We start from the raw sequence: 23941 nt of genomic DNA, 5'->3' as shown, positions 1-23941 counted from the left end.
AGGGAAGACCATGCGGCTCGCGGTCGTCGGCGGAGGCTCCACCTACACCCCCGAACTCATCGACGGCTTCGCCCGGCTGCGCGACGTCCTGCCGGTGGACGAACTGGTGCTCGTCGATCCCGAAACGGACCGGCTGGAACTCGTCGGCGGCCTGGCGCGGCGCATCCTCGCCCGGCAGGGCCACCCCGGCCGGATCGTCCTCACCGGGGACCTGGACGCCGGGGTGGAGGGCGCCGACGCGGTCCTGCTCCAGCTCCGCGTCGGCGGTCAGGACGCCCGCCGGGAGGACGAGACCTGGCCGCTGGAGTGCGGCTGCGTCGGCCAGGAGACCACCGGCGCGGGCGGTCTGGCCAAGGCGCTGCGCACCGTCCCCGTCGTCCTGGACATCGCCGAGCGGGTGCGGCGGCGCAGCCCGCACGCCTGGATCGTCGACTTCACGAATCCGGTCGGCATCGTCACCCGCGCACTGCTCACCGCCGGCCACCGGGCCGTCGGTCTGTGCAACGTGGCCATCGGCTTCCAGCGGCGGTTCGCCGCGCTGCTGGACGCCGACCCCGCCGACGTCTCCCTGGACCACGTCGGCCTGAACCACCTGACCTGGGAACGCGGGGTGCGTCTGGGCGGCACGGACGTCCTGCCGAAGCTGATCGCCGAGCACGGCGACACCCTGGCGGACACCCTGCGCCTGCCGCGCACGCTCCTCGAACGGCTCGGCGTCGTCCCCTCGTACTACCTGCGCTACTACTACCGGCACGACGAGGCCGTACGGGAACAGCGGGAGGGCACCTCGCGCGCCGCCGAAGTGGCCGGGATCGAACGGCGGTTGCTGGAGATGTACGCCGACCCGGCACTCGACCGCAAGCCGGAACTGCTGTCCCAGCGGGGCGGCGCCCACTACTCGGACGCGGCGGTGGCGCTCACCGCCTCGCTGCTGGGACGGCAGGGCACGGGCACGGGCGGCGGCGCTCCGGGCGGCGGGGGCGGCGGGGAGGACGTGCAGGTGGTGAACGTCCTCAACCGCGGCACCCTGCCGTTCCTGCCCGACGACGCCGTCATCGAGGTTCCGGCCGCCGTCGGCCCGCACGGCGCCCGTCCGCTGCCGGTGCGCCCCCTGGAGCCGCTGTACGCGGGCCTGGTCGCCCAGGTGACCGCGTACGAGCAACTCGCCCTGGAGACGGCCCTCAAGGGCGGGCGCGACCGGGTGTTCGAAGCGCTGCTCTGCCACCCCCTCGTCGGCCAAATCGACCGTGCCGAACAGCTGACCGACTCCCTGCTCGCGCACAACCGGCACCACCTGGCATGGGCGTGAACCCCGGCTCCGCACCACCGGCCCCGGACGGTGACGGGCCCCGGCCGGACTCCGCCCCTCCCGCCGGGCCCCTCCCGGCGGCCGTCCTCGCCTTCGACGCGGGCAACAGCAAGACCGACGCCGCCCTCGTCGCCGCCGACGGCCGTGTCCTCGGCACCGGCCGGGCCGGGGGCTTCCGGCCGCCCGCCACCGGCATCGACGCGGCCGTGGACGTCCTCGCCCGCGCGGCCGCCGGGGCGGCGGAGGCGGCGATGCTGCCGTTCGGCGCCGGGCCGGTCGCCGAGCAGGTGTCGGCCTGCCTCGCCAACGCCGATCTGCCCGTGGAGGAGCGGCGGCTGCGGGACGCCGTGGCCGCGCGCGGCTGGGGCCGTGCCACCGAGGTCACCAACGACACCTTCGCCGTGCTGCGCGCCGGAGCCGACGAACCCCGGGGTGTCGCGGTGGTGTGCGGGGCCGGCATCAACTGCGCCGGGATGACCCCGGACGGGCGGACCGCCCGCTTCGCGGCCCTCGGCCCGCTCTCCGGAGACCTCGGCGGCGGCAGATGGCTCGCCGACGAGGCGCTGTGGTTCGCCGCCCGCGCCGAGGACGGGCGGGGCGAGCCGACGGCACTGGCCCCCGCCCTCCCCGCGCACTTCGGGCTGACCACCATGGCGGAGCTGATCGAGGCCGTGCACCTGGGCCGGATCGGGACGGGACGCCTGCACGACCTGGTGCCCGTGCTCTTCGCGGTGGCCGCCGCCGGCGACCCCGTGGCGCGGTCGGTCGTCCACCGCCAGGCCGAGGAGATCGTCACCCTGGCCCGCGTGGCGCTGGAGCGGCTCGGTCTGCTCGGCGAGGAGACCCCGGTCGTCCTCGGCGGCGGTGTGCTCGCCGCCCGCCACCCCCTCCTGCACGGCGCGATCACCCGGCTGCTGGCCGAGCGGGCGCCGAAGGCCGTCCCCCGGGTGGTCACCGCTCCCCCGGTGCTCGGCGCCGCCCTGCTCGGCCTGGACCGCACGGGAGCACCCGCGGGCGCCCGCGCCCGCCTGCGCGAGCACTACGGTCACCGCACCGCCCCGGGTGACCCCTTCCCGACACCCCGCCGATGCCCGGTGACAGGCCGCAACACGGCGCGCACCACCGCGAATCGGCGCGCACCTGGCAGGATCGGCACGGCGGGGCGCGTAAGGCGGACGAGACCGGGGAGTATGACAGCGCGCCGCGGAAGGTGATCGGGGACGGCGACGCCACGGCGGCCGCCACGCACACAGGAGAGGTGATCGATGGGGGTCCCGGGATCCAACCCCGGCGCCACGGGGGAACCTCAGGGTCCGGTCATGGACGTGGACGAGGCCGACCGCGCCCTGGCGCGGCTCTGCGCGGAACACGAGGCGATCGAGACCTCGCTGCTCGCCCTCCAGGACCATGCGGGCCGCCGCCTGCTGGAGGGCGCCGAGCTGACCGGTGTCACCAAGAGCCGCTGGGCGGCCACCGAGGAGGTCATCGGCTTCCTCTGGACCTGTTTCGACGCCTGCACCGCCACCCTGGACCGGGCCCGCGAGCTGCGCTCCCGGCGGCGCTGGCCGACCGACGGCGAACTGGCCGAACTCACCGCCCTGGTGCGGGAGGCCGGCGTCGTCCTGCCGCCCTCCGGGGACCCGGCTCTCGCCGGTGACGCACCGGAGCCCGGTGAGCGGATGACGCTCCGGACCGCCATCGACCGGATGAACAGCGGCTACGCGCAGGCCCTGGAGGTGGTGGTGGCCGCCGAGGCCGTCTGGTCGGCGCTCCCCGCGCGGATCGACATGCTCTCCGCCGAACTCCGGCGCACCCGCTCCCTGGCGCACTCCGTCGGCGTCCGCCCCGGCGAGCACCCCGCGGGCGACCGCCTGGAGCGGATCACCGACGAGCTGACGGCACTCCGGGCCGAGGTGGTCTCCGACCCGCTCGCCTACTGGACGCCCGCACGCGGCAGTTCGGCTCCCGGCGGAGGCCGCCCCGACACCACCCGCTACGACCGCGAGGCCCGCGCCCTGGAGGACGTCCGGCGCGAGATCGAGGCCGTGCTCGACGTACGGCAGGACGCCGAGCAGCGGCTGCACCGCCTCCGGGACGTGCTCTCCCGCGCGGACCGCACGCTCACCGAGGCCCGGCAGGCACGCGGCGAGGTCCTCGCCAAGATCGCCGCATCGGAGGTGCCCGCGGTGAGCGGCCCGCCGACCGCCCTGCACGAACAGCTGTCCACCGCCGCCTCGTACCGCCGGCACGGTCAGTGGCACCGGCTGTCACCACTGCTCGACAGTCTCGAACAGCGCGCCGAGGAGGAGCTGTTGCGGGCCCGCGAGTCGCTGACGGCGGTGACGGCCCCGCTGGCCGTACGGGCCGAGCTGCGCGGACGCCTCGACGCCTGCAAGGCGCGGCTCGCCCGGCAGGGCCTGGCCGGTGACCCGCTGCTGGCCGAGCGGTACGACACCGCCCGCCGCATGCTGTGGAGCGCTCCCTGTGACCTGCGGGCGGCCGAACGCGCGGTGCTGCGCTATCAGGAGGCGGCGGCGGAGGCCCTCATCCCGCGCCGGCGGAGGCCGGAGGAATGAGCGACCGCCGCCACCCCGGCCGCGCGGCCGGTCACGGTCTCCCCGGCGCCGGAGCGGCGGGCGCCGCGGCCGGCACCACCAACGCTCCCGGCGCGCCGGTGCCGCCGGGAGACGACCCCCCTCCCGCACTCTCGGTACGGAGCACCATGGAACCGGACGACTACCCGCTCGCGGCACCGCGTTCGGCCCCGGCGGCCGACCCGCGCGCCCTCTGCACCCCCGACGCCCACCACGGCGCCGACGACCACGGGACCGGTACACCCGGGCCGCAGGGCTCGAACGGCTCGCACGGAGCGGAGCAGCCGGACCACCCGGCGGACGCCGCCGGGACACGGCCCAAGGAGACCCCGGCCCCGGATAACACGGCCGCCGGTACGACGGGCGCCACGGCGGGCGCCGCCGACGGCACGGCCGGCGCCACGGCGAACACCGGAGCAACCGCCGGCCCGGCCGCCGGTGCCCCCGGCGGCAGCGGCACCCCCGGCACGCTGTGCGTCGCCTGCCGCAAGGGCGCGGTCGGCCGGGACGGTCACTGCGAGCACTGCGGCCACGCGCAGCCCCGGGAACGCGACCACGTGGAGAGCGAACTCGCCGGTGCCGTCGCCGCGGTGACCGACCGCGGCCTGCGCCACCACCGCAACGAGGACGCGTTCGCGCTCTGCGAGACCGCACTGCCGGACGGCACACCGGCCGTCGCGGCCGTGGTCTGCGACGGTGTCTCCTCGGCCACCCGCCCGGACGAGGCCTCGGCCGCCGCCGCGGCAGCGGCCCGGGAGTCCCTGCCCGCCGCTCTGCGCTCCGGTACACCGGTCCGGCAGGCGCTGCACGACGCGCTGGTCGCCGCCGGGACGGCCGTCACCACGCTGTCCGGCGTGGACGGCACGGACTACCGCTACGGCGAGCCGCGCCCCCACCAGAACGCCCCGGCCTGCACGATCGTCTCCGCTCTCCTCAGCGGTGACGAGCTCACCGTCGGCTGGATCGGCGACAGCCGGGTGTACTGGGTGCCGGACGACCGCACCGCTCCGGCCCGGCTGACCGAGGACGACTCCTGGGCGGCGCAGATGGTCGCGGGCGGGCTGCTGACGGAACGCGAGGCGTACGCCGACCCCCGCGCCCACGCGATCACCGGCTGGCTGGGCGCCGACGCCTACGAACTCGCCCCGCACATCGCCACGTTCCTCCCCGACCGGCCCGGGGTCGTGATCGTGTGCACCGACGGTCTGTGGAACTACGCCGAGAGCGCCGGCGAGATGGCCCTGGCGGTACCGGCCGACGCCCGCACCCGTCCGCTGCACGGGGCGCAGGCCCTGGTGGGCTACGCCCTCGACGGCGGCGGCCACGACAACGTGACCGTGGCCGTCCTCCCGTTCTCCGGCGCCCCCTCCGGCGCCGCGGAACCGGCCGGCGCCGCGGAACCGGCCGGCGAGGCGACGGCCTGACCCCGGGCGCCGGCGGCCCGTGGGCGATCTGCCCGGGCAGCGCGCCTCCGCGCCGCTTCCCCGGCCCGGGCGGACGGTACGGGCGCGGAGTTCACCCGGTGCCCGGGCATCCCGGCGGCCCGCGCACAGGTCGCGGGTCGCGCCCGCCGCCGGCTCCCCGGAAGCGGAGCGAACCGTTCGGTCACCGCACGCCTCCTGGAACAAGAGGACCGTCACACCACCCCGTGGTGGTGGGCGCGCTGTCCGCAACGACCGGTACTGTGCGACTGAAGACAAGCACCGCGGAAACCGACGAGCTGACGCTCCGAGACGCGTTCCTCCCGAACGGCGCGCGTCAGGCAGTGACACACCCGAAGGGCTCTGAAGGGCCCGGGGGAAAGGGGGAAGCACCGACATGCCGACCTGTCCGAACGGTCACCAGTCGGGGTCCGACAACTGGTGCGAGGTCTGCGGACTTCTCATGCCGGGTGCCGGCGCGCCCGCGGGATCCGCACAGCACGCGCCCCCGCCGCCTCCCGCGCCGGGCGGTCCGCCGCCCGGTCCTCCCGGAGCCCAGCAGGGTGGTCCCGGACCGCACGCCGCCCCGGGGCCGCAGGGCTCCCCGGCGGTTACGGCTACCCTCCCCAGCAGCCGCCGCCCGGGCCGCCGCCCCAGGGCCCCGGCCCGTACGGCATGCCGCCCGGCGCGCCCGGCTCCCAGCCGGAGCAGTGCCCGCGCTGCCGCAGGCCCCGCGAGGCGCGGGCGTCCTTCTGCACCGAGTGCGGCCACGCCTTCGACGCCCCGCCGCAGGGCGGCTTCCCGCCGCCTCCGCAGCAGCCGGGCCAGAGCCTGCTCCCGCCCGCCTTCCAGCAGCCGCCGGCGCAACACCAGCACCACCAGCAACAGCAGCACCAGCCGCCGCAGCCGGGCCGGCCTCCGCAGGACTCCGGTTACCCCGGTCCGCCGCCCCAACAGCCCGGCCGGCCCGGCGAACCCCGGCCCCCGACGCGGGCCCCCGGCAGTCCGCTCCGCAGCAGACGCCGGCCGCGCCGCCCCGGGAGGCCGCCCGCCCGGCGGGTTCCCGCCGCCCCCGCCCGCCCCCGCGCCGCCCGGCCAGGGTTTCCCCGAGAACGACTGGACCCTGCCGCCACCCGGACCGGCAGCGCAGCGGCAGCAGCCGCCCGCCCCCGCCTACGGGGACGACCCCGCCTTCGGTGACCACGCCGGCTACGGAGGCGGCCCCGGCTACGGCGCCCCGCCGCCCGGGCCCGAGGCCCGGCGGCAGGACGGGCCCCAGCCGCCCCGTCCGCCCGCGGCCGGGGAGGAGTGGGTCGCCGTCATCGCCCCGGACCGGGAGTACTTCACGGCGATGCTGTCCCGCAGCGGCCCCGAGGCGGCCCAGCTGAACCTGCCCGCGTACTCGCCCGAGCAGCGCCTTCCACTGGACGGTCCCCAGATCACCATCGGACGGCGCCGGCACAGCACGGGCGAGGCCCCGGACATCGACCTCTCCCAGTCCCCGGAGGACCCGGGCGTCTCCCACCAGCACGCGATGCTGGTGCGGCAGCCCGAGGGCGGCTGGGCGGTCGTGGACCAGGACTCCACCAACGGCACCACCGTCAACGGCGGCGAGGAGCCGATCCAGCCCTATGTGCCCGTCCCGCTGCGCGAGGGCGACCGGGTCCATGTCGGCGCCTGGACCACCATCACGGTCCGCCGCGGCTGACGCCTCGTCCGCCCTCCGGGCCCCGGCCGGGCCACGAGCGACCGGCCGGGGCCCGGAGGGGAGGGCGGGACCTACGTCCCCGGACTTGGTCCCGGTGCGTCTGAGAGCATGGAGGGGTGAAAAGGATTCCGCGCGGCACGCTTCAGGAGCAGACCTTCTACGAGCAGATCGGCGGGGAGCCGACCTTCCGGCGGCTGGTGCACCGCTTCTACGAAGGGGTCGCCGAGGACCCCCTGCTGCGGCCGATGTACCCGGAGGAGGATCTGGGCCCGGCCGAGGACCGGCTCGCCCTCTTCCTCATGCAGTACTGGGGCGGCCCCACCACGTACAGCGACAACCGCGGCCATCCCCGGCTGCGGATGCGGCACGCACCCTTCACCGTGAACCGGGCGGCCCACGACGCCTGGCTGCGCCATATGCGCACGGCGCTGGAGGACCTGGGACTCTCCCCGGAGCACGAGGAGCAGTTCTGGCACTACCTGACGTACGCCGCCGCCACACTGATCAACACCGACGACGAGGCGTGAGGGCAGGGCTCCCGGAGCCCGTCCCCGGGGCCCCGGCCCCGCCCGAAGGCGCTGAGCCGGGGTTCCGGGCCGGGACCCGCCGGGCTCCGGGCCGGCCCGGCCCCGGCTCAGAGCCGCCGCTTGCCGCTCAGATAGGCGAGGACCGCCCGCACCCGCCGGTTGTCGTCCTCCGACGGCGCCAGGTCGAGCTTGGCGAAGATGCTGGTGGTGTACTTGCTGACCGCCCCGTCGCTCAGGACCAGTTCCCGGGCGATGGCGGCGTTCGACCGGCCCTCCGCCATCAGCTCCAGCACCTGCTGCTCGCGTGGGGTGAGCCGGGCCAGCGGTTCGTCGCGGGCGTTGCTGGCGAGGAGCTTGGCGATCACCTCCGGGTCCATGGCCGTACCGCCCTCCGCCACCCGGCGCACCCCGTCCACGAACTGCGCCGAGTTGAACACCCGGTCCTTCAGCAGGTACCCCACCCCGCCCCGGCCGTCGGCCAGCAGCTCACGGGCGTACAACTGCACGATGTGCTGGGAGAGGACGAGCACCGGCAGGCCGGGCTGTTCGAGGCGGGCCGCCAGGGAGACCTGCAGCCCTTCGTCGGTCTGCGTCGGCGGCAGCCGGACGTCCACCACCGCCACGTCCGGCCGCTCCTCGCGCAGCGCCCGGGCCAGCTCGGGGCCGCTGCCCACGGCCGCCGCGATCTCGAAGCCGTGGGCCTCCAGCAGCCGGATCAGGCCCTCTCGGAGGAGGTAGAGGTCCTCGGCGAGGACAACGCGCACGGTATCTCCAGGGTCAGCATCGTGGGTCCGCCGTGCGGACTGCTCAGGGCGAGGACGCCGTCGAAGGCGGCGAGCCGGCGTTCGACGCCGCGCAGCCCGCCCCCGTCGGTGAGTTCGGCGCCCCCGTGTCCGTCGTCGGTCACGGAGACGCGCAGCGCCTCCCGGGGGGTTCCCGTCTCCGCCGTGTGGAGGTCGATCCACACCCGTTCGGCACCGGAGTGGCGGGCGGCGTTGGCGAGCAGCTCGCCCACGGCGAAGTAGACGGCGGACTGCAGCGCGGCCGGCACCTCGCCCGCCAGGTCGGCCGTGACCTCGGCGTCGAGCGGGCTGTCGACGGCCACCGCCCGTACGGCGTCGACCAGTCCGCGTTCGGCCAGGACGGGCGGGTGGATGCCGCGCACCAGTCCGCGCAGCTCGGCCAGGGCCCGCTCGGAGGACTCCCGGGCCTGGGCGGCCATCATCCGGGCGGCGGCCGGGTCGCTCTCCGTGAGCTGCTCGATGGCCCCGAGGTTGAGCCCGACGGCGATCAGCCGGGCCTGCACCCCGTCGTGCAGATCCCGCTCGATGCGCCGCAGTTCGGCGGCCTGGGCGTCGACCGCCTCGGTGCGGGTCTCGGACAGCTCCTGCACCCGCAGGGCGAGCACGGCCTTGCCGGTGGGACGGAGCAGGGCCTCGGAGACCCGGTCGTGGAGCCGCAGCAGCGGCGGTGCCGCCCAGAGTCCCAGGCCGGCGGAGAGCAGCCCGAACCCGATGCCGGAAGCCCGGGCGCCGAGGAACGAGCCGAACCACTCCGAGGCACCGTGCGGATCGCCCAGTGCGCCCGGCAGCAGCAGGCCCAGGGCTCCGTAGGCCACGGCGGCCGCGGGCAGCAGGGCCAGCAGCGCGAGTGCCGGGCTCAGCACCGCCCAGTGCAGATCGCGCCAGGTCGCGGGGTCGGTGAGGTAGCGCTGGAAGGTGCGCTCCACCTTGCGGTACCGCGGGCCGCGCCAGGTCGTGGGCCATCCGCAGCCGCTGCCCTCCGCCTCGCCGTCCGCGGGCAGCGGGGCGTACGGACTCGGGACCGGTGAGCCCGTACGCCGGCCGAGCCGGAGCCGTTCGGCGCCGGCCGCCCTGCGCAGCCGCTCGACGGCGGGTGGCCAGGCGACGATCAGTCCCAGCCCGAAAGTGAGCACCAGGGCGACGGCCGCCACGGCGGCGGCCAGCGCCGCGTCCGCCGCCCGGTGCGCCGCGGCCACCCCCTGCCCCATCGCGTGCCATCGCTCGGCCAGCCACCCGGCGGCCTGCCGTTGTCCCCGTTCCATGTTCCTCACCATGCCCCGATTCTGGGCGCGGCGGGAGGAGGTGAGCACTCCCCGCAGCCCCCCGGCCGGGGTGGGCCTGGACCCACCCCGGACCCGGACGGGCGGTGCCGCGGCGGTCAGACCGGTGTGAGGGGCAGCCCCGGCCGGGCGGTGCCGCGCACGGCGATCGAGCCGTACGGGGTGCGGAGCCGGAGCCAGTCACCGGCGGCGAGCAGTGCCAGGGGCTGTTCCGGGGCGGTACGCGGGGCGACGGCGGTGGCCGTGGCCGTCGCACTCGCCGCTGGGCCCGTACCGCCGCGGCCGGCCGGGACGGGCCCGTTCCGTCTCGGGACCGGGCGGAGGAAGCCGAGGGCCTGCGCGGCGTGCGCGGCGCGCAGCGGAAGCCCGGTGCCGTCCAGGGTGCGGGACCAGATCTCGCGTCCGATGCGGTCGCGCTCGGCGCGGGTGCGGTGCGGTTCGGGGAGCGCCTCGTCGCGGCGGCGGAACTCGGCCACGGCGGCGGCCAGCTCCGCGCGGATCTCCTCCGGACCGGGCAGTCCCGGCAGCTGCCGCCAGCCGCCGCGCGGCGGCAGCACCCCGGCCCAGGGCGGGCCGGTGACACTGCCGGGCACGCCGACGTCCGCCCCGCCGGCCGCGTCACCGGACGCCGCGTCCAGGGCGTCGGCGAGCTGACCGGCGGACACCGTCAGATCGAGCCCGCCCGGACCGGGGGCCGGAGCGCTCTCCCGGGACGGGCCCGCGGGTCCGTCCGCGAGGCGGGCGGTCCGGACGGCCAGTACCTCGAAGGGCGCCGGCCGGCCGAAGACGGCGAGCACGCCGCCCCCGGTCTGCAGGCGCACCGCCGCGGCCCGGTCGTAGTGGATCAGCCGGGCGAGGAAGGCGGCGAGGTCCGCCGCCTCCCCGGTGTCCGCGAGGCGCAGAGCCGTCATGCCGGGACGGCCTCCCCGGCGGGTCCGCCGTCCTCCGGGTTCCCGGTGTCGGGGCCGCCGGCCGCGTCGTCCGTGTACGCCTCCAGGAAGGCGCGTTCCTCGGCGGTGATCCGGCGCGGCCGGCCCTCGGCGAGGTTGTACGGGACGATCATGGTCGAGGCCCGGACATACACCTGATCCCGGTCCTTGACCTCGTAGGCGACGGTCAGCGAGGCCGCCCCGATCTTGGTCACCCAGGTCTCGACGGTGACCGGCTCGTGGCGGTGGACCAGGGGCCGCAGATAGTCGATCTCGTGCCGGGCGACCACCGAGCCGCCGGTGAAGGACGTGCTGCCCTCCCCCGGCGCCAGCCGGAACATGAAGTCGATCCGCGCCTCCTCCAGGTAGCGGAGGAAGACCACGTTGTTCACATGGCCGAAGGCGTCCATGTCCGACCAGCGCAGGGGGCAGGAGTAGACGTGTCGCACGCTCAGCCCCGGGTCAGCTTCTTGTGCGTGGCACGGTGCGGACGGGCCGCCTCCGGGCCGAGCCGCTCGATCTTGTTCTTCTCGTACGACTCGAAGTTGCCCTCGAACCAGAACCACTTGGAGTCGCCCTCGTAGGCGAGGATGTGCGTCGCCACGCGGTCGAGGAACCAGCGGTCGTGGGAGACGACCACGGCGCAGCCGGGGAACTCCAGCAGCGCGTTCTCCAGCGAGGAGAGGGTCTCGACGTCGAGGTCGTTGGTCGGCTCGTCGAGGAGCAGCAGGTTGCCGCCCTGCTTGAGGGTCAGCGCCAGGTTGAGGCGGTTGCGCTCGCCGCCGGAGAGGACGCCGGCCGGCTTCTGCTGGTCCGGGCCCTTGAAGCCGAAGGCGGAGACATAGGCGCGGGAGGGCATCTCGACCTGGCCGACGTTGATGTAGTCCAGCTCGTCGGAGACGACGGCCCAGAGGGTCTTCTTCGGGTCGATGTTGGCGCGGTTCTGGTCGACGTAACTGATCTTGACCGTCTCACCGACCTTGATCGAGCCCGAGTCCGGCGTCTCGATGCCCTGGATCATCTTGAACAGCGTCGTCTTGCCGGCTCCGTTGGGGCCGATCACGCCGACGATGCCGTTGCGCGGCAGGGTGAAGGAGAGGTCCTCGATGAGGACCTTGTCGCCGAAGGCCTTGTTGAGCTTCTCGACCTCGACGACGACGTTGCCCAGCCGCGGGCCCGGCGGGATCTGGATCTCCTCGAAGTCCAGCTTCCGGGTCTTCTCGGCCTCGGCGGCCATCTCCTCGTAACGGGTGAGACGGGCCTTGGACTTGGCCTGCCGGCCCTTGGCGTTGGAGCGGACCCAGTCCAGCTCATCCTTGAGCCGCTTGGCGCGCTTGGCGTCCTTCTGGCCCTCGACCTTGAGGCGGGCGGCCTTCTTGTCGAGGTAGGTGGAGTAGTTGCCCTCGTAGGCGATGGCGCGGCCGCGGTCGAGCTCCAGGATCCACTCGGCGACGTTGTCCAGGAAGTACCGGTCGTGGGTGACGGCCACGACGGTGCCCTTGTACTTGGCGAGGTGCTGCTCCAGCCACTGGACGGACTCGGCGTCCAGGTGGTTGGTGGGCTCGTCGAGCAGCAGCAGGTCGGGGGCCTCCAGCAGCAGTTTGCAGAGGGCGACGCGGCGGCGCTCACCGCCGGAGAGGGTGGTCACGGACCAGTCGCCGGGCGGGCAGCCGAGGGCGTCCATGGCCTGCTCCAGCTGGCTGTCCAGCTCCCAGGCGTTCGCGTGGTCGAGCTTCTCCTGGAGCTTGCCCATCTCCTCGAGCAGCGCGTCGGAGTAGTCGGTGGCCATCTGCTCGGCGATCTCGTTGAACCGCTGGAGCTGGTCGATGGTCTCGCGGACGCCGTCCTGGACGTTCTCCAGCACGGTCTTGGTCTCGTCCAGCGGGGGCTCCTGGAGGAGCATGCCGACGCTGTAGCCGGGGGTGAGGAAGGCGTCGCCGTTGGACGGCTGCTCCAGCCCGGCCATGATCTTGAGAACCGTCGACTTGCCGGCGCCGTTCGGGCCGACGACGCCGATCTTCGCGCCGGGCAGGAAGCTCAGCGTGACGTCGTCGAGGATCACCTTGTCGCCGTGCGCTTTGCGCGTCTTGCGCATGGTGTAGATGAACTCAGCCAAGAGAAACCGTCCGGCAATCGATGGGTGGGTGGGTACACCCATCTTGCCGTACCGCCGCTCCCGACCGGAAACCCGTTGTCCGCGTCGCGGACGCGCCGGGCGGCGGGCGGTGGCGGGACCGGGCCCCGGGCACCTCCCGCGCCCCTGGGGCCGGGACGGCTGCGGGACGGGAGCCGGTCCGGAGCGGCCCGGGCATGGCGAAGGGCCGGAATCCCTGGGGATTCCGGCCCTTCACTCGGGTTTTTCACAGGTCACCGCGGAGGGTGCGCACCGCGCCGGCCCGGCCTGCGGCCGGCGCGTCCGGGGTCACTCACCCGCGGTGGCGGCCTTCTTCCTGCGGAGGAGGAAGACGGTGGCTCCACCGGCCAGCACCAGGGCGAACGCGACGCCCGCGATCACGGGGGTGGCGCTGCTGCTGCCGGTCTCGGCGAGGTCGCCCTCACCGGCCGGGGTGTCGGAGTCGGCGTCGCCGGCCTCGTCACCGGAACCGCCGGCCGTGGCCGGGCTCGGCTCCGAGGACGGCACGGGGCCCTCGTCGGTACCGACGGTCTCGCAGTCGAGCACGCCCTCGAAGGTCTTCTCGAAGCCGTTCGGACCGGTGATGGTGAACTTGTAGGCCTGGTCCTCCTTCACCGGAAGGGTGACGGTCTCGGACTTGCCCGCCTCGATGGTGTGCTTCTGACCGCCGAGCTCGAAGGTGAACGGCTCGTCACCCTCGTTGGACGCGGTCACGTCCACGCCGCCCTTGGTGCAGTTCTCCGTGGCCGAGACGGCCGGGACGGCACCGGTCTTGGCCCACTCCGCCGTGGCGGTGGCGGTCACGGTGGACTCGCTGGAGCCGGCCAGGATCTGGGTCTGGCTCTTGGTCGGGCTGGCGAAGGCGCGGCCGACCTCGACCTTGGTGGTGGCCTTGACGTTCAGCGAGGTGGAGCCGGCCGGGGTGTCGGTCGGCACGTCGAAGAACAGCTCACCGCCGTTGGCGATGCTGGTGACCGGCTGGCCGTTCTTGTCGACGACCTTGACGTCGGCCGCGGCGGCACCGGGCTCGACGGTGGCCGATTCGGCGTTCGTCTGCACCTTGATCGGGCCGAGGCGGTCACCGGGCTTACCGGAGACGGCCGGCGGGTCCAGGATGAGCGACGCCTTCGGCTCCTCCAGGTTCTGCGCCGACTTCTCCAGGTAGTCCGCGAGCTTCTCGGCCTCGGGGTTCTTGGCCTCAACGTTCGCCTGGTCGGAGTAGCGCCAGATGGCGACCTGGGTACCGGCCGCGGCGGTCTTCTCCGTAAGGCTGCCGGCACCGGCGGCCTTGGCCAGCGCGGCGAGGTCGTTCACCTGCGGGTAGGAGTTCTGCAGGATCCAGCGGATCTTGCCCGCGTCGGCGTTGTTGTGCAGCGAGGTCTGGTCCCAGGACTTCTCCTCGTACTGGGCCTTCTTCTGCGTGGGGTTGGCGATGTCGATGCAGTAGGTCTGCAGGCTGCCGCCGCCGTTGACGGTCATCCCGAAGAGACCGGCGCCCACCTTCTGCTTCTTGCCGTCCTTGTGGGTGATGACGGCGTCGTCGAACACCTCGAGGCCGTTGAGGGTGGCGGTCACACCACCCTCGAACGGGACGGTGTCGTCCGCGACAGCCGGTGCGGCGGTGGCTATCGCACCTGCCGCGACGAGGCCGGAGGCCAGAACCGCGGCGGCAAGGCGGGCAGAGCCCCGCCTGCGTACAGAGATCATGAAATTTCCCCTCCGAGCGAGGCAGCCTTGGGAGCGCCTCGCGGTCAAACCTGTAAGCCCCCGTGGCTACGCAGGGGATCTTAGGAAGGAAGTGTGACCGGATGACCGGCCAGTTCATCCGATAAGCGTTCCGAAGCGGAATCGTTATACGGGAACGCGTTTCTGACCTGGGATTATCGACAAATCTGCTTGCAGTCGCCGGGGCATTCACGGCGGATTCGGAGCACAATCCCCATGACCGGAACAGCTCACCGGAAGAGCTGGGATAGTCCCGCAATCCGGGCGTTCAGGGACCGGCGCCCGAACGCGGGGGTGAGGAGTCCGCCCGCGGCCGGCCACCGGCCGCCGGCTCCACTCCCGCTGCTCCCGCCGGTGCTCCCGCCACTGCTCCCGTCGGCGTCCCCGGTGGAGCGCCCGGCGGCCCCTGGGCCGCGGCGGCGCGACGGGCCGTCAGCTCCGGGACGGAGCGCGACACCCGGTGGAACGCGGAGGTGCCCCGCGAGAGGTCGTGGCCCACCGCCGTCGCGTCGATGTCCGCCGACAGCCGCTGCCTGCCCTCGTGTTCCTGCTCACGGACCCGCAGCCGGCCCCGGACGATGAGCGGTTCCCCCACGGTCACCGAGGCGGCGACGTTCGCGGCCAGCGTCCGGCGCGTCCACACGGTGAAGAAACTGGTGTGCCCGTCCGTCCACGCCTCACGCCGCCGGTCCCAGCGGCGCGCCGTGGCGGCCAGGCGGAAGCGGGCGACCACCAGCCCGTCCGCCGCCTCCCAGCAGTCCACCCGTGTCGCCGCGTTGCCCGTCACCGTCAGCACGGTCTCGTTCATCGAATCCGCCCTCCCCTGGTCTCCTGCGGCCCGCTCTCCTGGCGGTCCGCCCGCTGCTCGTCCGGTCCCTGTGGCAGCCGGTCCGTAGGGCAGCCATCGTGGCCGCCTCCACCGGAGTCCGCTCGGGCCTGTGGACTACTCGCCGGTTGTGGACAACAGGTTCACCCGGGAGGCTTCTTGCGGAAGATGACCGGGCGTTACAAACGCCCGGGACTGCCCGCGGTGACGGCATGCTGGGCCCGCGCCTCGCGGTAGCGCAGCAGTTCCGCGGCCACCGGTTCCAGAACCCGGGACCGGCCGCAGGCGGCGGACGCGTCGCGCAGCCACCGCTCCGTGTCCCGGCCGTGGAGGCGGGCCGGGCCCCGGGCCGCGAGCCGGCAGACGCGGGCGAGCAGCGGACCGCCGAGCGAGGCGGCGGCCAGCAGCAGCGCCGGCCGCGGCCAGTCGCCGGCCGGTCCGGCCGTCAGCACTGCCACCAGCCATACGGCGGCGGCCGCTTGCAGCACGAGCAGCAGCCACTGGGTGGCCGAGACCGCCGTCCACCAGCGCGGCCGGGCCGGCCTGACACCGGGCAGCGGCCGGGCGGCCGCCCGGTCGAGGGCTTCCGCCAGCCCCTTGGTCCCGCTCACGGCGGTGTCCAGCACCGAGCGGGCCCAGGGCTCCGGCAGGCCGGCCGTCGCGTCACCGGCCAGGGCCCGCACGGCCTGTTCCACCACGGCGCGGGCGGCCCGCGCCCCCGGCTCCCCGCTGCCCGCACCCGTGTCCGTTCCCGTGTCCGTTCCCGTTCCCGTGTCCGTTCCCGTGGCCGAGTCCGGTGCGGTGCCGGCTTCCGCGGTGGCCGCCGGGACGGTGACCGGGGCATCCGGCCCGGGACACACGGCGTCCCTTCCGGGCGCGGAACCCGCCGCCGGGCCGTCCGCCGCGGGCATCGCCACCGCCGGGGGAACGGAGGGAACGGATGACCGCCCGGCGGCGCGGCGGTGGCGGAGCCTGGTCCACGGCGTTCCGCACGCCTGTTCCGCCCGGCTCAGCCAGGCGCGTTCGGCGGCCTGCCCGGCGGCCGCGGCGCCGACCGAGGCGGCCAGCCGGTCCTCGAACTCCTCACGCCCCCGCGCGGAGAGCCCGGTCCAGCCCCCGGCGAGGCAGACCGGAGCGAGCCGGTCCGCGGCACCGTCCACATCGGCGGCCAGTCTGCGTTCGGCCGCCGTGCGGGCCGCCACGAAACGGGCGAGCTGGTCCCGCAGCTCGCCGACGCCCTCCCCGGTCAGCGCCGACAGCGCCAGCACCACCGCCCCCGGCTCGCCGTGCTCGCCGACAGCCAGGCCGTCCTCGTCCAGCAGCCGTCGCAGATCGTGGAGCACGCGGTGGGCAGCGTCGCCGGGAAGCCGGTCCGTCTGGTTGAGGACCACGAAGGTGACCTCGTCATAGCCCGCCAGCGGTCGCAGATAGCGCTCGTGCAGCACCGCGTCCGCGTACTTCTCCGGGTCGACGACCCACACCACCGCGTCGACCAGGCCGAGCAGCCGGTCCACCTGGCGGCGGTGCCCGGGGAGGGCGGAGTCGTGGTCGGGCAGATCGAGCAGGACCAGCCCGTCCAGGCCCGGCGCGGGGCCGCCCGCGTCACCCGGCCGCGGGCCGGGTGCGAGCCCGGGCCACTGCTCGTGGGTACGGCGCGGCGCGCGGCGGCGCAGCGCGGACGGTACGCCGAGCCGGTCGAGAAGGCCGTCGGCGCCGTCCGACCAGGTGCAGGCCAGCGGCGCGGTGGTCGTCGGACGGCGGATGCCCGCCTCGGAGACCGGGGCGCCGGCCAGTGCGTTGAACAAGGTCGACTTGCCGCTTCCGCCCGCTCCCGCGAGCGCCACGACGGTGTGGTCGAGCGAGAGCCGGTGCCGGGCCACGGCTTCGTCGAGCACATGTCCGGCCTCCGCGAGGGTGTGCGCGTCGAGCCGGGCGGCGGAGAGTCCGACGAGTTCCCGCAGGGCCTCCAGCCGGGTGCGCAGGGTGCGGCTGAAGCCGGTGTGCGGAGGCAGCGGCACCGGAGCGGCCGGGAGATGCTGCTCTGCGGAGGTGGTGCCGCTCTCGCCGGCGCTCCCGGCCCGGGTGCGGTTCCCGGGACCGGCCGCCGGCCCGGTCTCGCCCCGGGTCCCGCCGGCGCCCTCGCTGCCCCCGGCGGTGTCCTCCGGACGGTCGTCCGGGCGGATCCGCTCGATGTCGAACGGACGGGCGGGCCGGGTGACGCGCGCCCAGGGTGCGCGGCGGGCGATCAACCCGTCGTTCCAGGCCAGATCCTCGGGTGCCTGCGGTTCCGGGGTGCGTTCCCGGGCGGGGCCGGGCTCCGTCTCGTACCGGTGCTCCTCACCCCGGGGCGCGGAGGGTGCTGGTTCCGGCGCCGTGGGGGCGGTCCCGGCCGCGTTGTCCTCCGGACCGGACGGGGCGCCTCCCGCGCGGGCTCCGTCCCCATGGGCCGTGTCCCTCTCGGCGCCGTCCGCGCGAGTGTCCGAGTTGTCGGCGCCGCGCCCGGCGGTGCGGTGCTCCGCATGCCCATCCGCACCCGCACCCTCGCCCTCGCCTTCACCCGCACCCGTGCCGGTGTCCGAGCCGGGCTCGCTGCCCTCTTCACGGCCCGCCGGCGCGAAAGGCTCCGGACGAGGCTCCGGGCCCGGGCCGGCGTCCTCACCGGCGGCTGGGCCCGGCCGCCGGGCCTCCTCCGCCCGCGCGGTCGGCAACAGCGGGGGCGCGTGCTCCGCGGGGCAGGGTTCGGCGGCGCCCGTGCCGGCCAGCGGGTGGTCGGCGTCCTCGGGGCGGTCGGCGGTGAAGGCCATGCCGGTCACCTCTCCTTCTGCAGTACGGACAACGCGGCGATCAGGCCGGCCTGGTGATCGGGTGCCAGGTGGAGTTCGTCGAGCGGTGCCAGCCGCCGGTCGCGTTCGCCGTGCAGGGTGCGTTCCCCGCACTCGGTGAGGAGCTGCTCCCCCCGGCCGCGCAGCCGGAGGGCCGCGTCGTCGCCCAGCATCCGGGCGAGCCGGTCCGACGCCGTGCGGGACCGGCCGCCGCCCAGGAGCGCGACGGCCAGCAGCGCGGCCACATGCTCGGGGTCGGCGGTGCCCGGACGCTCCACCAGGGCGGCCTCCTCCTCGGCCAGTTCCTCGACGCAGCGGGACCAGCGCCGTACGGCCACGCCGATCCGGTCGGCGGAGCCGGCCGCACGGGCGGTCATCTCGGGGAGCGGACCGGCTCCGGCAGCCCGGTCGCGCCGCCAGTTCTCGCGCATGCGTTCGTCGGCGTGGATGACGGCGCAGCACAGGTGTGCGGCGAGGCTGTCGGAGCAGGCCTCCAGGAGTTCCCCGGGGCCGCTGTGCCAGGGGTAGCCGCGCCAGCGGGCGAGGGCGTCACCGGCGAGGACCGCGCCGGCGGCCAGCTCACCCCGCGCCCGCGCCGCGGCCTCCTCATAAGCCTGTTCGACGCACTGGGACAGCCGGACGGCGGCGGAGTGCTGCGCGGCGGCGGCCGCGGCCAGGGCGGGCACCCGCACGTCCAGGGAGGCGAGCACGCCGTTCACCGTCCGGGTGGCGGCGACGGTCCGGGCGGCGGGGTCCTGCGCGCGCTGGGCGAGCCAGTCGCGGAGCCCGGCCACGGCGCTGGCGGGCAGCAGCCCGCCGCCGTCACCGGCCGACTCGGGGAGCTCCGGAATGGTGAAGCGGGGGACGTCGCAGAGCCCGGCCTTGTCGAGCAGCGAGCCGTACTGCCGGGAGACATCCGCGACGACCTGATGCGGCACCCGGTCGAGCACGGTGACGAGCGTCGCGTCGTACTCCTTGGCCGAGCGCAGCAGATGCCAGGGCACCGCGTCGGCGTAGCGGGTGGCGGTGGTGACGAGCACCCAGATGTCGGCCGCGCAGATCAGCTGGGCCGCGAGTTCGCGGTTGCGGACGACGAGGGAGTCGATGTCGGGGGCGTCGAGCAGGGCCAGTCCCGGCGGGATGCTGCTCGCGGTCTCGACGCGGAGAGCGGTCTCCGCGCCGCATTCGTCGTCGATCTCCTCCAGCTCGTCGGCGAACAGGTCGTGGGCGTACGGCAGAAGCCCGCTTCGTTCCACGGTCTCCTGCCGCACCGCGCGGGCCCGCACCAGATCGGGGAGCACCCGCCGGCCCGCGAACCAGTGGTGGTCCTCGGGATGGCAGACGAGCACGGGGACGCGGGTGGTGGGCCGCAGCACTCCGGCGGGGCTGACGGGCCGTCGCACGAGGGAGTTGACGAGCGTGGACTTGCCGGCGCCCGTCGAGCCGCCGACGACGGCGAGGAGGGGCGCCTCGGGGGCTCTGAGCCGGGGGAAGAGGTAGTCGTCCAGCTGCGCCAGCAGTTCCGCCCGGTTCTGCCGGGCCCGCACGGCTCCGGGGAGGGCCAGCGGGAAGCGCAGGGCGGCGACACGGTCGCGCAAGGCGGACAGTGCGTCGAGCAGTCGGGGCTGTGCATCCAAAGTCGCCACATGCGAAGAATGCCCGTTTTTAGTGGGTTTTTGAAGCGTATGGCGGTCCTGCGCGCCGGAAGATCGTGATACGGCTGTGACCCCCGGGGGTCAGGCATAACGAGTGCACAACACCCGACGGTTGAGGCGTGAAAAGCGATGCGGGATTCGCACCTGCCTGCGATTATCGGGGGCGCTTCACCGAAACTCCACAAGGTGTCACGGAGGTGAAGCAAGCGGGACGAGGTGCACGGAGCCCTATCCTTGTCCCGGCAAGGCAAGGCCACGGTCCACCGATCCGCGGGCACCCGGCACCACCGCCCGCAGCGCGGTCGGGCCCGCTGGCACCGGGGCTCCAGGCCGCCGAGGCCATCCGGCCCCCGTAGCTCAGTGGATAGAGCAGGTGCCTTCTAAGCACTTGGCCGCAGGTTCGAGTCCTGCCGGGGGCGCCCACTGAACGCCGCAGAGCCCTCCTCTCACGGAGGGCCTTTTGGCTGGTCAGAGCTAGTTTCACTCTCGTAGAGCAGTCGGCGACCACTCCCCGAATCTGGGAGCGGATCGCCGACTGCGTCCGGCTGTCACCGGGTCTCTGCGGGTGGCTGCGCCGAATGTGTGTCGAAGGCGCCGGCGGCAAGGGCGACAGGCGAGTGCTTTCCCGAGAGCTACAGGTCCACTCCCAACTGATGGGCCCTCCGGCTGACCCTCTCAGCTACGAGGCCAGCGCGCCCGGCTCGCGAGCGCTTCTCACCCGTGAGGTGCTCTGGCACAGGGCGGGCGATACCGCGCATGTCCAGAAGCAAGGCAGCCTTGCGCGGCAAGGGGAGTTGTTCTGCGCTTCTGCGCATGTCTTCCCAAGAGATGGGCGAGCCCGGTACGAAGGCGCAGTCGGCGTGAGCCACCGCGAGGATTTGGTGGTCTTGCTCACTACCGATCAGAGTCTCGTAGGGCTCATCGAGCTTGCGAGACAGCCACTTCGCAGGGCCCTTCTTCGCCGCACGCTGCTGGAGTTCGTCGACCGTCAGGTCGGCGAGGTCGCCGTACTTCTCGCGCTTCTGCTCCAGCCTGCGGTCACCGTGCTGGGCGCGGGGGTTGTCCCGCTCTCCTGCCATGAGCTCCCTCTTCCATCGGACCTTGTCCGGGTCACCGAGTGGTGCCCGAGCACCGAGGCACCCCGGCATACAGCCAGAAAACGGGCAAATGTTTTACGGGGAGAAGAGCTGGATCTGTGCGGCTGTCCGGCCCTCGGCGGTTTCGGTGGCAGTCACCGCGGCGGGCCGGGTGCCACGCACCTGGAAGCCCCGCAGAAACGGTGCCGCTCCCTCCTCTGCTGCGCGTCGGCAAGCAGGGCGACACCGCATCGCGCGGCCGGCGGGTGTCCGGGTCACGCGCCGCTGCGCTTGGACGTCTCGTTGTCGGCCGCGGGCTCAGGTGTCTGCACGTCGGCGAGAGCGCTGCGGGAGCCGGCGCTCGAGCGGGTAACCACGCTCATGCCGCCGTCTGTCTCCAAGACGACGGCGGCGACGTCGTCGATGTCGCCGACGCCCTGGGTACGCAAGGCCTGCCGGACCTCTCCGGCGGTGATGCGCTGCCGCGCCATGGCCTGCCTCAGCATCTCGCCGTTGTGCAGCAACAGGGTCGGCTGCTGTTTGACGGTCTTTCGCGCGGTGCGCGAGCGCGTGGCGGACCATGCGCTGAGCGCCTGCAGAGCGATCAGGACACCCAGCGCCACGGCGCCTTCCGACAGGGAGACGGAGGAGTTGAGCAGAATCGTGGCGAGGGCCGAACCCAGGGCCACGGTGACGACCAGATCGAAGGAGTTCAGCTTGGCGAGCGTCCGCTTACCGGAGACGCGCAGCACGCCGACGAGTAGCAGATAGCCCAGAGCGGCCATGCCGGCAACCCGGCCCAGGTCATACCAGGAGTCAAAGAGCATGCAGCCTGTCCTACCCGAGCTGAGCCCGGGCCCACCGAGCTGATCGTGCGATGACCCCTTCGTTGATTTTGTCGGGTGACCGGGCTGTGGGCGCAGAGGGTCCGCTGGTCCCGCTCAGCTCCCCCCCGTTGCGTTCCGATCGCATGGGTGGGCGGGGCGGGTGACCAGCAGGCCGGAATGGCGGCCGGACGGCCACGCAGAGCGGCCGTTCAAGGTGACTGCCGGATCCGCAGTCGGCCCTGCGGTCGCGGTGGTGCTCCGACCTGCACGGCCGCCCGGGGAGCTCCCGGGGTCCCCGCGGGAGACGCCACCACCGTCGCTGGTCAGGAAGCCGTGCGGCTGAGGGCCCGGATGAGCTGGTCCCGGTTCATCTTGGACCGGCCGGGGACGCCGAGCTCGGACGCCTGCTGGTACAGCTCCCCTTTGCTCAGTTGCTCCAGCGAGCCTTTCCCGCCCCTGGGCGCCTTGTCCCTCTTCCCCTTCCTCCCGTCCTTCTCTCTGCTGCCCGCCGGCCCGCCGGCCGGAAGCCGCCTGACCTCTGCCCGGCCGGTGGAGGGCCGCTCACGGCCCTTGGCGTGCTGGTCGACGCTGCGCTGGAGGGCTTCCATCAGGCTGAGGACATTGGTGGCCTCCGGCGGGGCTTCCTCGCTGACGATCTCCTGACCCTTGGCCTTGGCGTCGACCAGTTCCTTGACCCGCTCCTCGTAGGTGTCGTGGTACTCCTCGGGATTCCAGTCGACGGACAGGGCGCCGATCAGCTGCCGGGCGGTGTCCAGCTCCTTGCCGTGGGCGTCTGCGTGCCCGGGCAGCACCGGCAGTTCCCGGTGAGGATCGCGGACCTCGTCGGCCCAGTGGAGGATGTGCAGCAGCAGCACGTCTTCCTGCGCGCGGAGCGCCACCAGATGCTGCTTGCCACGCATGACGAAGGTGGCGATACCGGTCTTGTTCTCCTCCTCCAGGGCGGCGCGCAGCAGCTCATAGACCTTGGTGTATTCCTCCCCCTTGGGGGCGAGGTAGTAGGGGCGGTCGAAGTACACCGGCTCGATCTGTTCCAGGTCGACGAAGCCGGTGATCTCGATGACCTGGGACTTGCCGGGGGCGATCTCGTCCAGTTCCCCGGGCTCGACGATCACGTAGTCACCGCCGCCCAGGTCGTAGCCCTTGACGATCTCGCCGTAGTCGACCTCCTGACCCGTTCTCTCGTTGACCCGCTGGTAGCGGATGCGGTCGGAGGTGCCGCGCTGCAACTGCCGGAAGTGGACGGTGTGGTCCTCGGTGGCGGTGAACATCTGCACCGGTACCGTGACCAGCCCGAAGGTGAGCACTCCACTCCACATAGCTCGTGCCATGGCTCATCCCTGGCCTTTCTCGCGCTCACGGTCGCGGGTGTGTTCGGCGAGTTCGCGGGCGTGGACGGCGGCGTCCCGGGCGCGGCGGCGGGCCTCGCGCAGGGCCCGGTCGGCGGCCCTTGCGTGGTCGCGGGTTTTGCGGGCGTCCTCCCGGGCCTGCCGCTGCTCGTGGTCGGCTTCCTGAAGCTGCCGGGTCAGGTGGGTGATGCGCTGTTCGGCCTGCTGCTGGTCTTCCTCGGCCCGGCTCTGCTCCTGCTCGGCAGCGGCCAGCTCGCTTTCCTGTTCGTGCGCTTCGCGCTGGGTGTCCGCGGCGTGCTGCCGGGCGCGCCCCAGGCGCTGGTGGAAGTCACGGCGCCGGGCGTGCTCCTCCTCCCGGTCGGCCGCGCCCCCGGCAGTCGACGGCGCGGGGCGGGGGAGGTCCGCAGAAGGCGCGGGCTGCCCGGAGGACGCGGGGAAGCCGGCCGGGGCGCTCAGCGGCTTGGTCATGCGCCCTGCCGCCCACTGCTCGGCCGTCCGGGGGTCGGCCAGAACCGCGTGCAGGGTGTCCTGAATCTCCTGCCGGGTGCCGTCACTGATGCGATGCCCGGCCCGGGCCGCGAGCCGGCCGGCCTGCCGGGCGAGGGCGAAGGTGATCTGGTGTTGCCGTTCCGACAGCTCCCTCAACTGCTCGCCGTCCATGTCCCGGTGGGCTTGCCGCAGGGCCTCACCCAGCTGCAGCAGCCGGCGGGCCTCATCCGGCTGTTCACGCACCAGTAGGTTGCCGGCCCAGGCTGCCAGGGCGGGCCGGCGCAGTCGGCGGATACGGTCGGCCAGCTTCCGGTCCCCGGCGGCGCGGGCCGCCTTGGCCCGCTCGTCACGGGCAGCGGTGAAGTCACCCGGCGGCAGGCCGTACAGCTCGTCGGCGACTGCGTCCAGATCCATCCTCTCCTCCCGTGCCCATCACCCCCGCTTGTACA

At 74.0% G+C, this 23941-nt stretch carries 19 protein-coding genes and 1 tRNA gene; 7 read left to right on the top strand and 13 right to left on the bottom strand.

Annotated features, from left to right (window positions below):
• Positions 1-10 precede the first annotated feature (10 nt).
• The 6 genes from E4N63_RS22045 to E4N63_RS22020 all read left to right on the top strand — a co-directional run bounded on the left by E4N63_RS22045 (position 11) and on the right by E4N63_RS22020 (position 7559).
• Positions 11-1309, top strand: a complete 1299-nt coding sequence (locus E4N63_RS22045) for a 6-phospho-beta-glucosidase (RefSeq protein WP_230241534.1) — start codon at positions 11-13, stop codon at positions 1307-1309.
• On the top strand, positions 1300-2523 hold the full coding sequence (locus tag E4N63_RS22040; RefSeq protein WP_230241533.1) for an N-acetylglucosamine kinase: 1224 nt from the start codon (positions 1300-1302) through the stop codon (positions 2521-2523). The genes E4N63_RS22045 and E4N63_RS22040 overlap by 10 nt, the downstream gene beginning before the upstream one ends.
• A gap of 51 nt (positions 2524-2574) precedes the next feature.
• Positions 2575-3885: a hypothetical protein gene (locus E4N63_RS22035; protein WP_125621944.1), complete on the top strand. Its 1311-nt coding sequence runs from the start codon at positions 2575-2577 to the stop codon at positions 3883-3885.
• Entirely contained in the window at positions 3882-5327 is a 1446-nt protein-coding gene (locus tag E4N63_RS22030; RefSeq protein ID WP_230241532.1) for a PP2C family serine/threonine-protein phosphatase, read from the top strand. The genes E4N63_RS22035 and E4N63_RS22030 overlap by 4 nt, the downstream gene beginning before the upstream one ends.
• 1348 nt (positions 5328-6675) lie before the next feature.
• The gene (locus E4N63_RS22025; protein WP_228429797.1) at positions 6676-7032 is read left to right on the top strand and encodes an FHA domain-containing protein; all 357 of its coding nucleotides are present in this window, start codon (positions 6676-6678) and stop codon (positions 7030-7032) included.
• Positions 7033-7148: 116 nt separating this feature from the next.
• Positions 7149-7559, top strand: a complete 411-nt coding sequence (locus E4N63_RS22020) for a globin (RefSeq protein ID WP_125626658.1) — start codon at positions 7149-7151, stop codon at positions 7557-7559.
• A gap of 107 nt (positions 7560-7666) precedes the next feature.
• Here E4N63_RS22020 and E4N63_RS22015 read toward each other — a convergent pair whose 3' ends face one another.
• The 9 genes from E4N63_RS22015 to E4N63_RS21975 all read right to left on the bottom strand — a co-directional run bounded on the left by E4N63_RS22015 (position 7667) and on the right by E4N63_RS21975 (position 19715).
• Entirely contained in the window at positions 7667-8323 is a 657-nt protein-coding gene (locus E4N63_RS22015) for a response regulator transcription factor (RefSeq protein ID WP_043459974.1), read from the bottom strand.
• Positions 8275-9636, bottom strand: a complete 1362-nt coding sequence (locus E4N63_RS22010; RefSeq protein ID WP_230241531.1) for a sensor histidine kinase — start codon at positions 9634-9636, stop codon at positions 8275-8277. The genes E4N63_RS22015 and E4N63_RS22010 overlap by 49 nt, the downstream gene beginning before the upstream one ends.
• Positions 9637-9740: 104 nt before the next feature.
• A complete protein-coding gene (locus E4N63_RS22005) occupies positions 9741-10553 on the bottom strand; it encodes a hypothetical protein (protein ID WP_125626659.1) in 813 nt (270 codons plus the stop codon).
• Entirely contained in the window at positions 10550-11020 is a 471-nt protein-coding gene (locus tag E4N63_RS22000; RefSeq protein WP_374112811.1) for an acyl-CoA thioesterase, read from the bottom strand. Before E4N63_RS22000 ends, E4N63_RS22005 begins: the two co-directional genes overlap by 4 nt.
• 2 nt (positions 11021-11022) lie before the next feature.
• Positions 11023-12687 (bottom strand): energy-dependent translational throttle protein EttA, encoded by a 1665-nt coding sequence (gene ettA, locus E4N63_RS21995; RefSeq protein ID WP_125626660.1) that lies wholly within the window; start codon positions 12685-12687, stop codon positions 11023-11025.
• Between the two features lie 306 nt (positions 12688-12993).
• Positions 12994-14412 carry a Cys-Gln thioester bond-forming surface protein gene (locus E4N63_RS21990; protein WP_125622736.1) on the bottom strand — a complete coding sequence of 473 codons (1419 nt, stop codon included), beginning with the start codon at positions 14410-14412 and terminating at the stop codon, positions 12994-12996.
• Between the two features lie 286 nt (positions 14413-14698).
• Positions 14699-15238: a single-stranded DNA-binding protein gene (locus tag E4N63_RS21985; protein WP_230241530.1), complete on the bottom strand. Its 540-nt coding sequence runs from the start codon at positions 15236-15238 to the stop codon at positions 14699-14701.
• Between the two features lie 197 nt (positions 15239-15435).
• The gene (locus E4N63_RS21980) at positions 15436-18060 is read right to left on the bottom strand and encodes a GTPase (protein WP_230241529.1); all 2625 of its coding nucleotides are present in this window, start codon (positions 18058-18060) and stop codon (positions 15436-15438) included.
• A 5-nt stretch (positions 18061-18065) separates the two neighbouring features.
• Positions 18066-19715: a dynamin family protein gene (locus E4N63_RS21975; protein ID WP_230242592.1), complete on the bottom strand. Its 1650-nt coding sequence runs from the start codon at positions 19713-19715 to the stop codon at positions 18066-18068.
• 364 nt (positions 19716-20079) lie between these two features.
• On the opposite strand from E4N63_RS21975, the gene E4N63_RS21970 reads away from it, so the two are divergent.
• Positions 20080-20152, top strand: a tRNA-Arg gene (locus tag E4N63_RS21970).
• 213 nt (positions 20153-20365) lie between these two features.
• Here the strand turns inward: E4N63_RS21970 and E4N63_RS21965 are convergent.
• The 4 genes from E4N63_RS21965 to E4N63_RS21950 all read right to left on the bottom strand — a co-directional run bounded on the left by E4N63_RS21965 (position 20366) and on the right by E4N63_RS21950 (position 23906).
• Complete coding sequence (locus E4N63_RS21965; RefSeq protein ID WP_228429564.1) at positions 20366-20812, bottom strand: hypothetical protein; 447 nt, start codon at positions 20810-20812, stop codon at positions 20366-20368.
• Between the two features lie 272 nt (positions 20813-21084).
• The gene (locus E4N63_RS21960) at positions 21085-21636 is read right to left on the bottom strand and encodes a DUF421 domain-containing protein (RefSeq protein WP_125623067.1); all 552 of its coding nucleotides are present in this window, start codon (positions 21634-21636) and stop codon (positions 21085-21087) included.
• A 323-nt stretch (positions 21637-21959) separates the two neighbouring features.
• Entirely contained in the window at positions 21960-22985 is a 1026-nt protein-coding gene (locus tag E4N63_RS21955) for a Ku protein (RefSeq protein WP_230241528.1), read from the bottom strand.
• A gap of 3 nt (positions 22986-22988) precedes the next feature.
• Positions 22989-23906, bottom strand: coding sequence for a hypothetical protein (locus E4N63_RS21950; RefSeq protein WP_230241527.1), 918 nt, complete (start codon positions 23904-23906; stop codon positions 22989-22991).
• Positions 23907-23941: the final 35 nt, after the last annotated feature.

Origin of the sequence: Streptomyces sp. MNU89 (assembly GCF_020982505.1) — a bacterium.
In the GTDB taxonomy this organism is placed as follows: domain Bacteria; phylum Actinomycetota; class Actinomycetes; order Streptomycetales; family Streptomycetaceae; genus Streptomyces; species Streptomyces xinghaiensis.
This window is presented reverse-complemented; position numbering and strand designations above follow the sequence as displayed.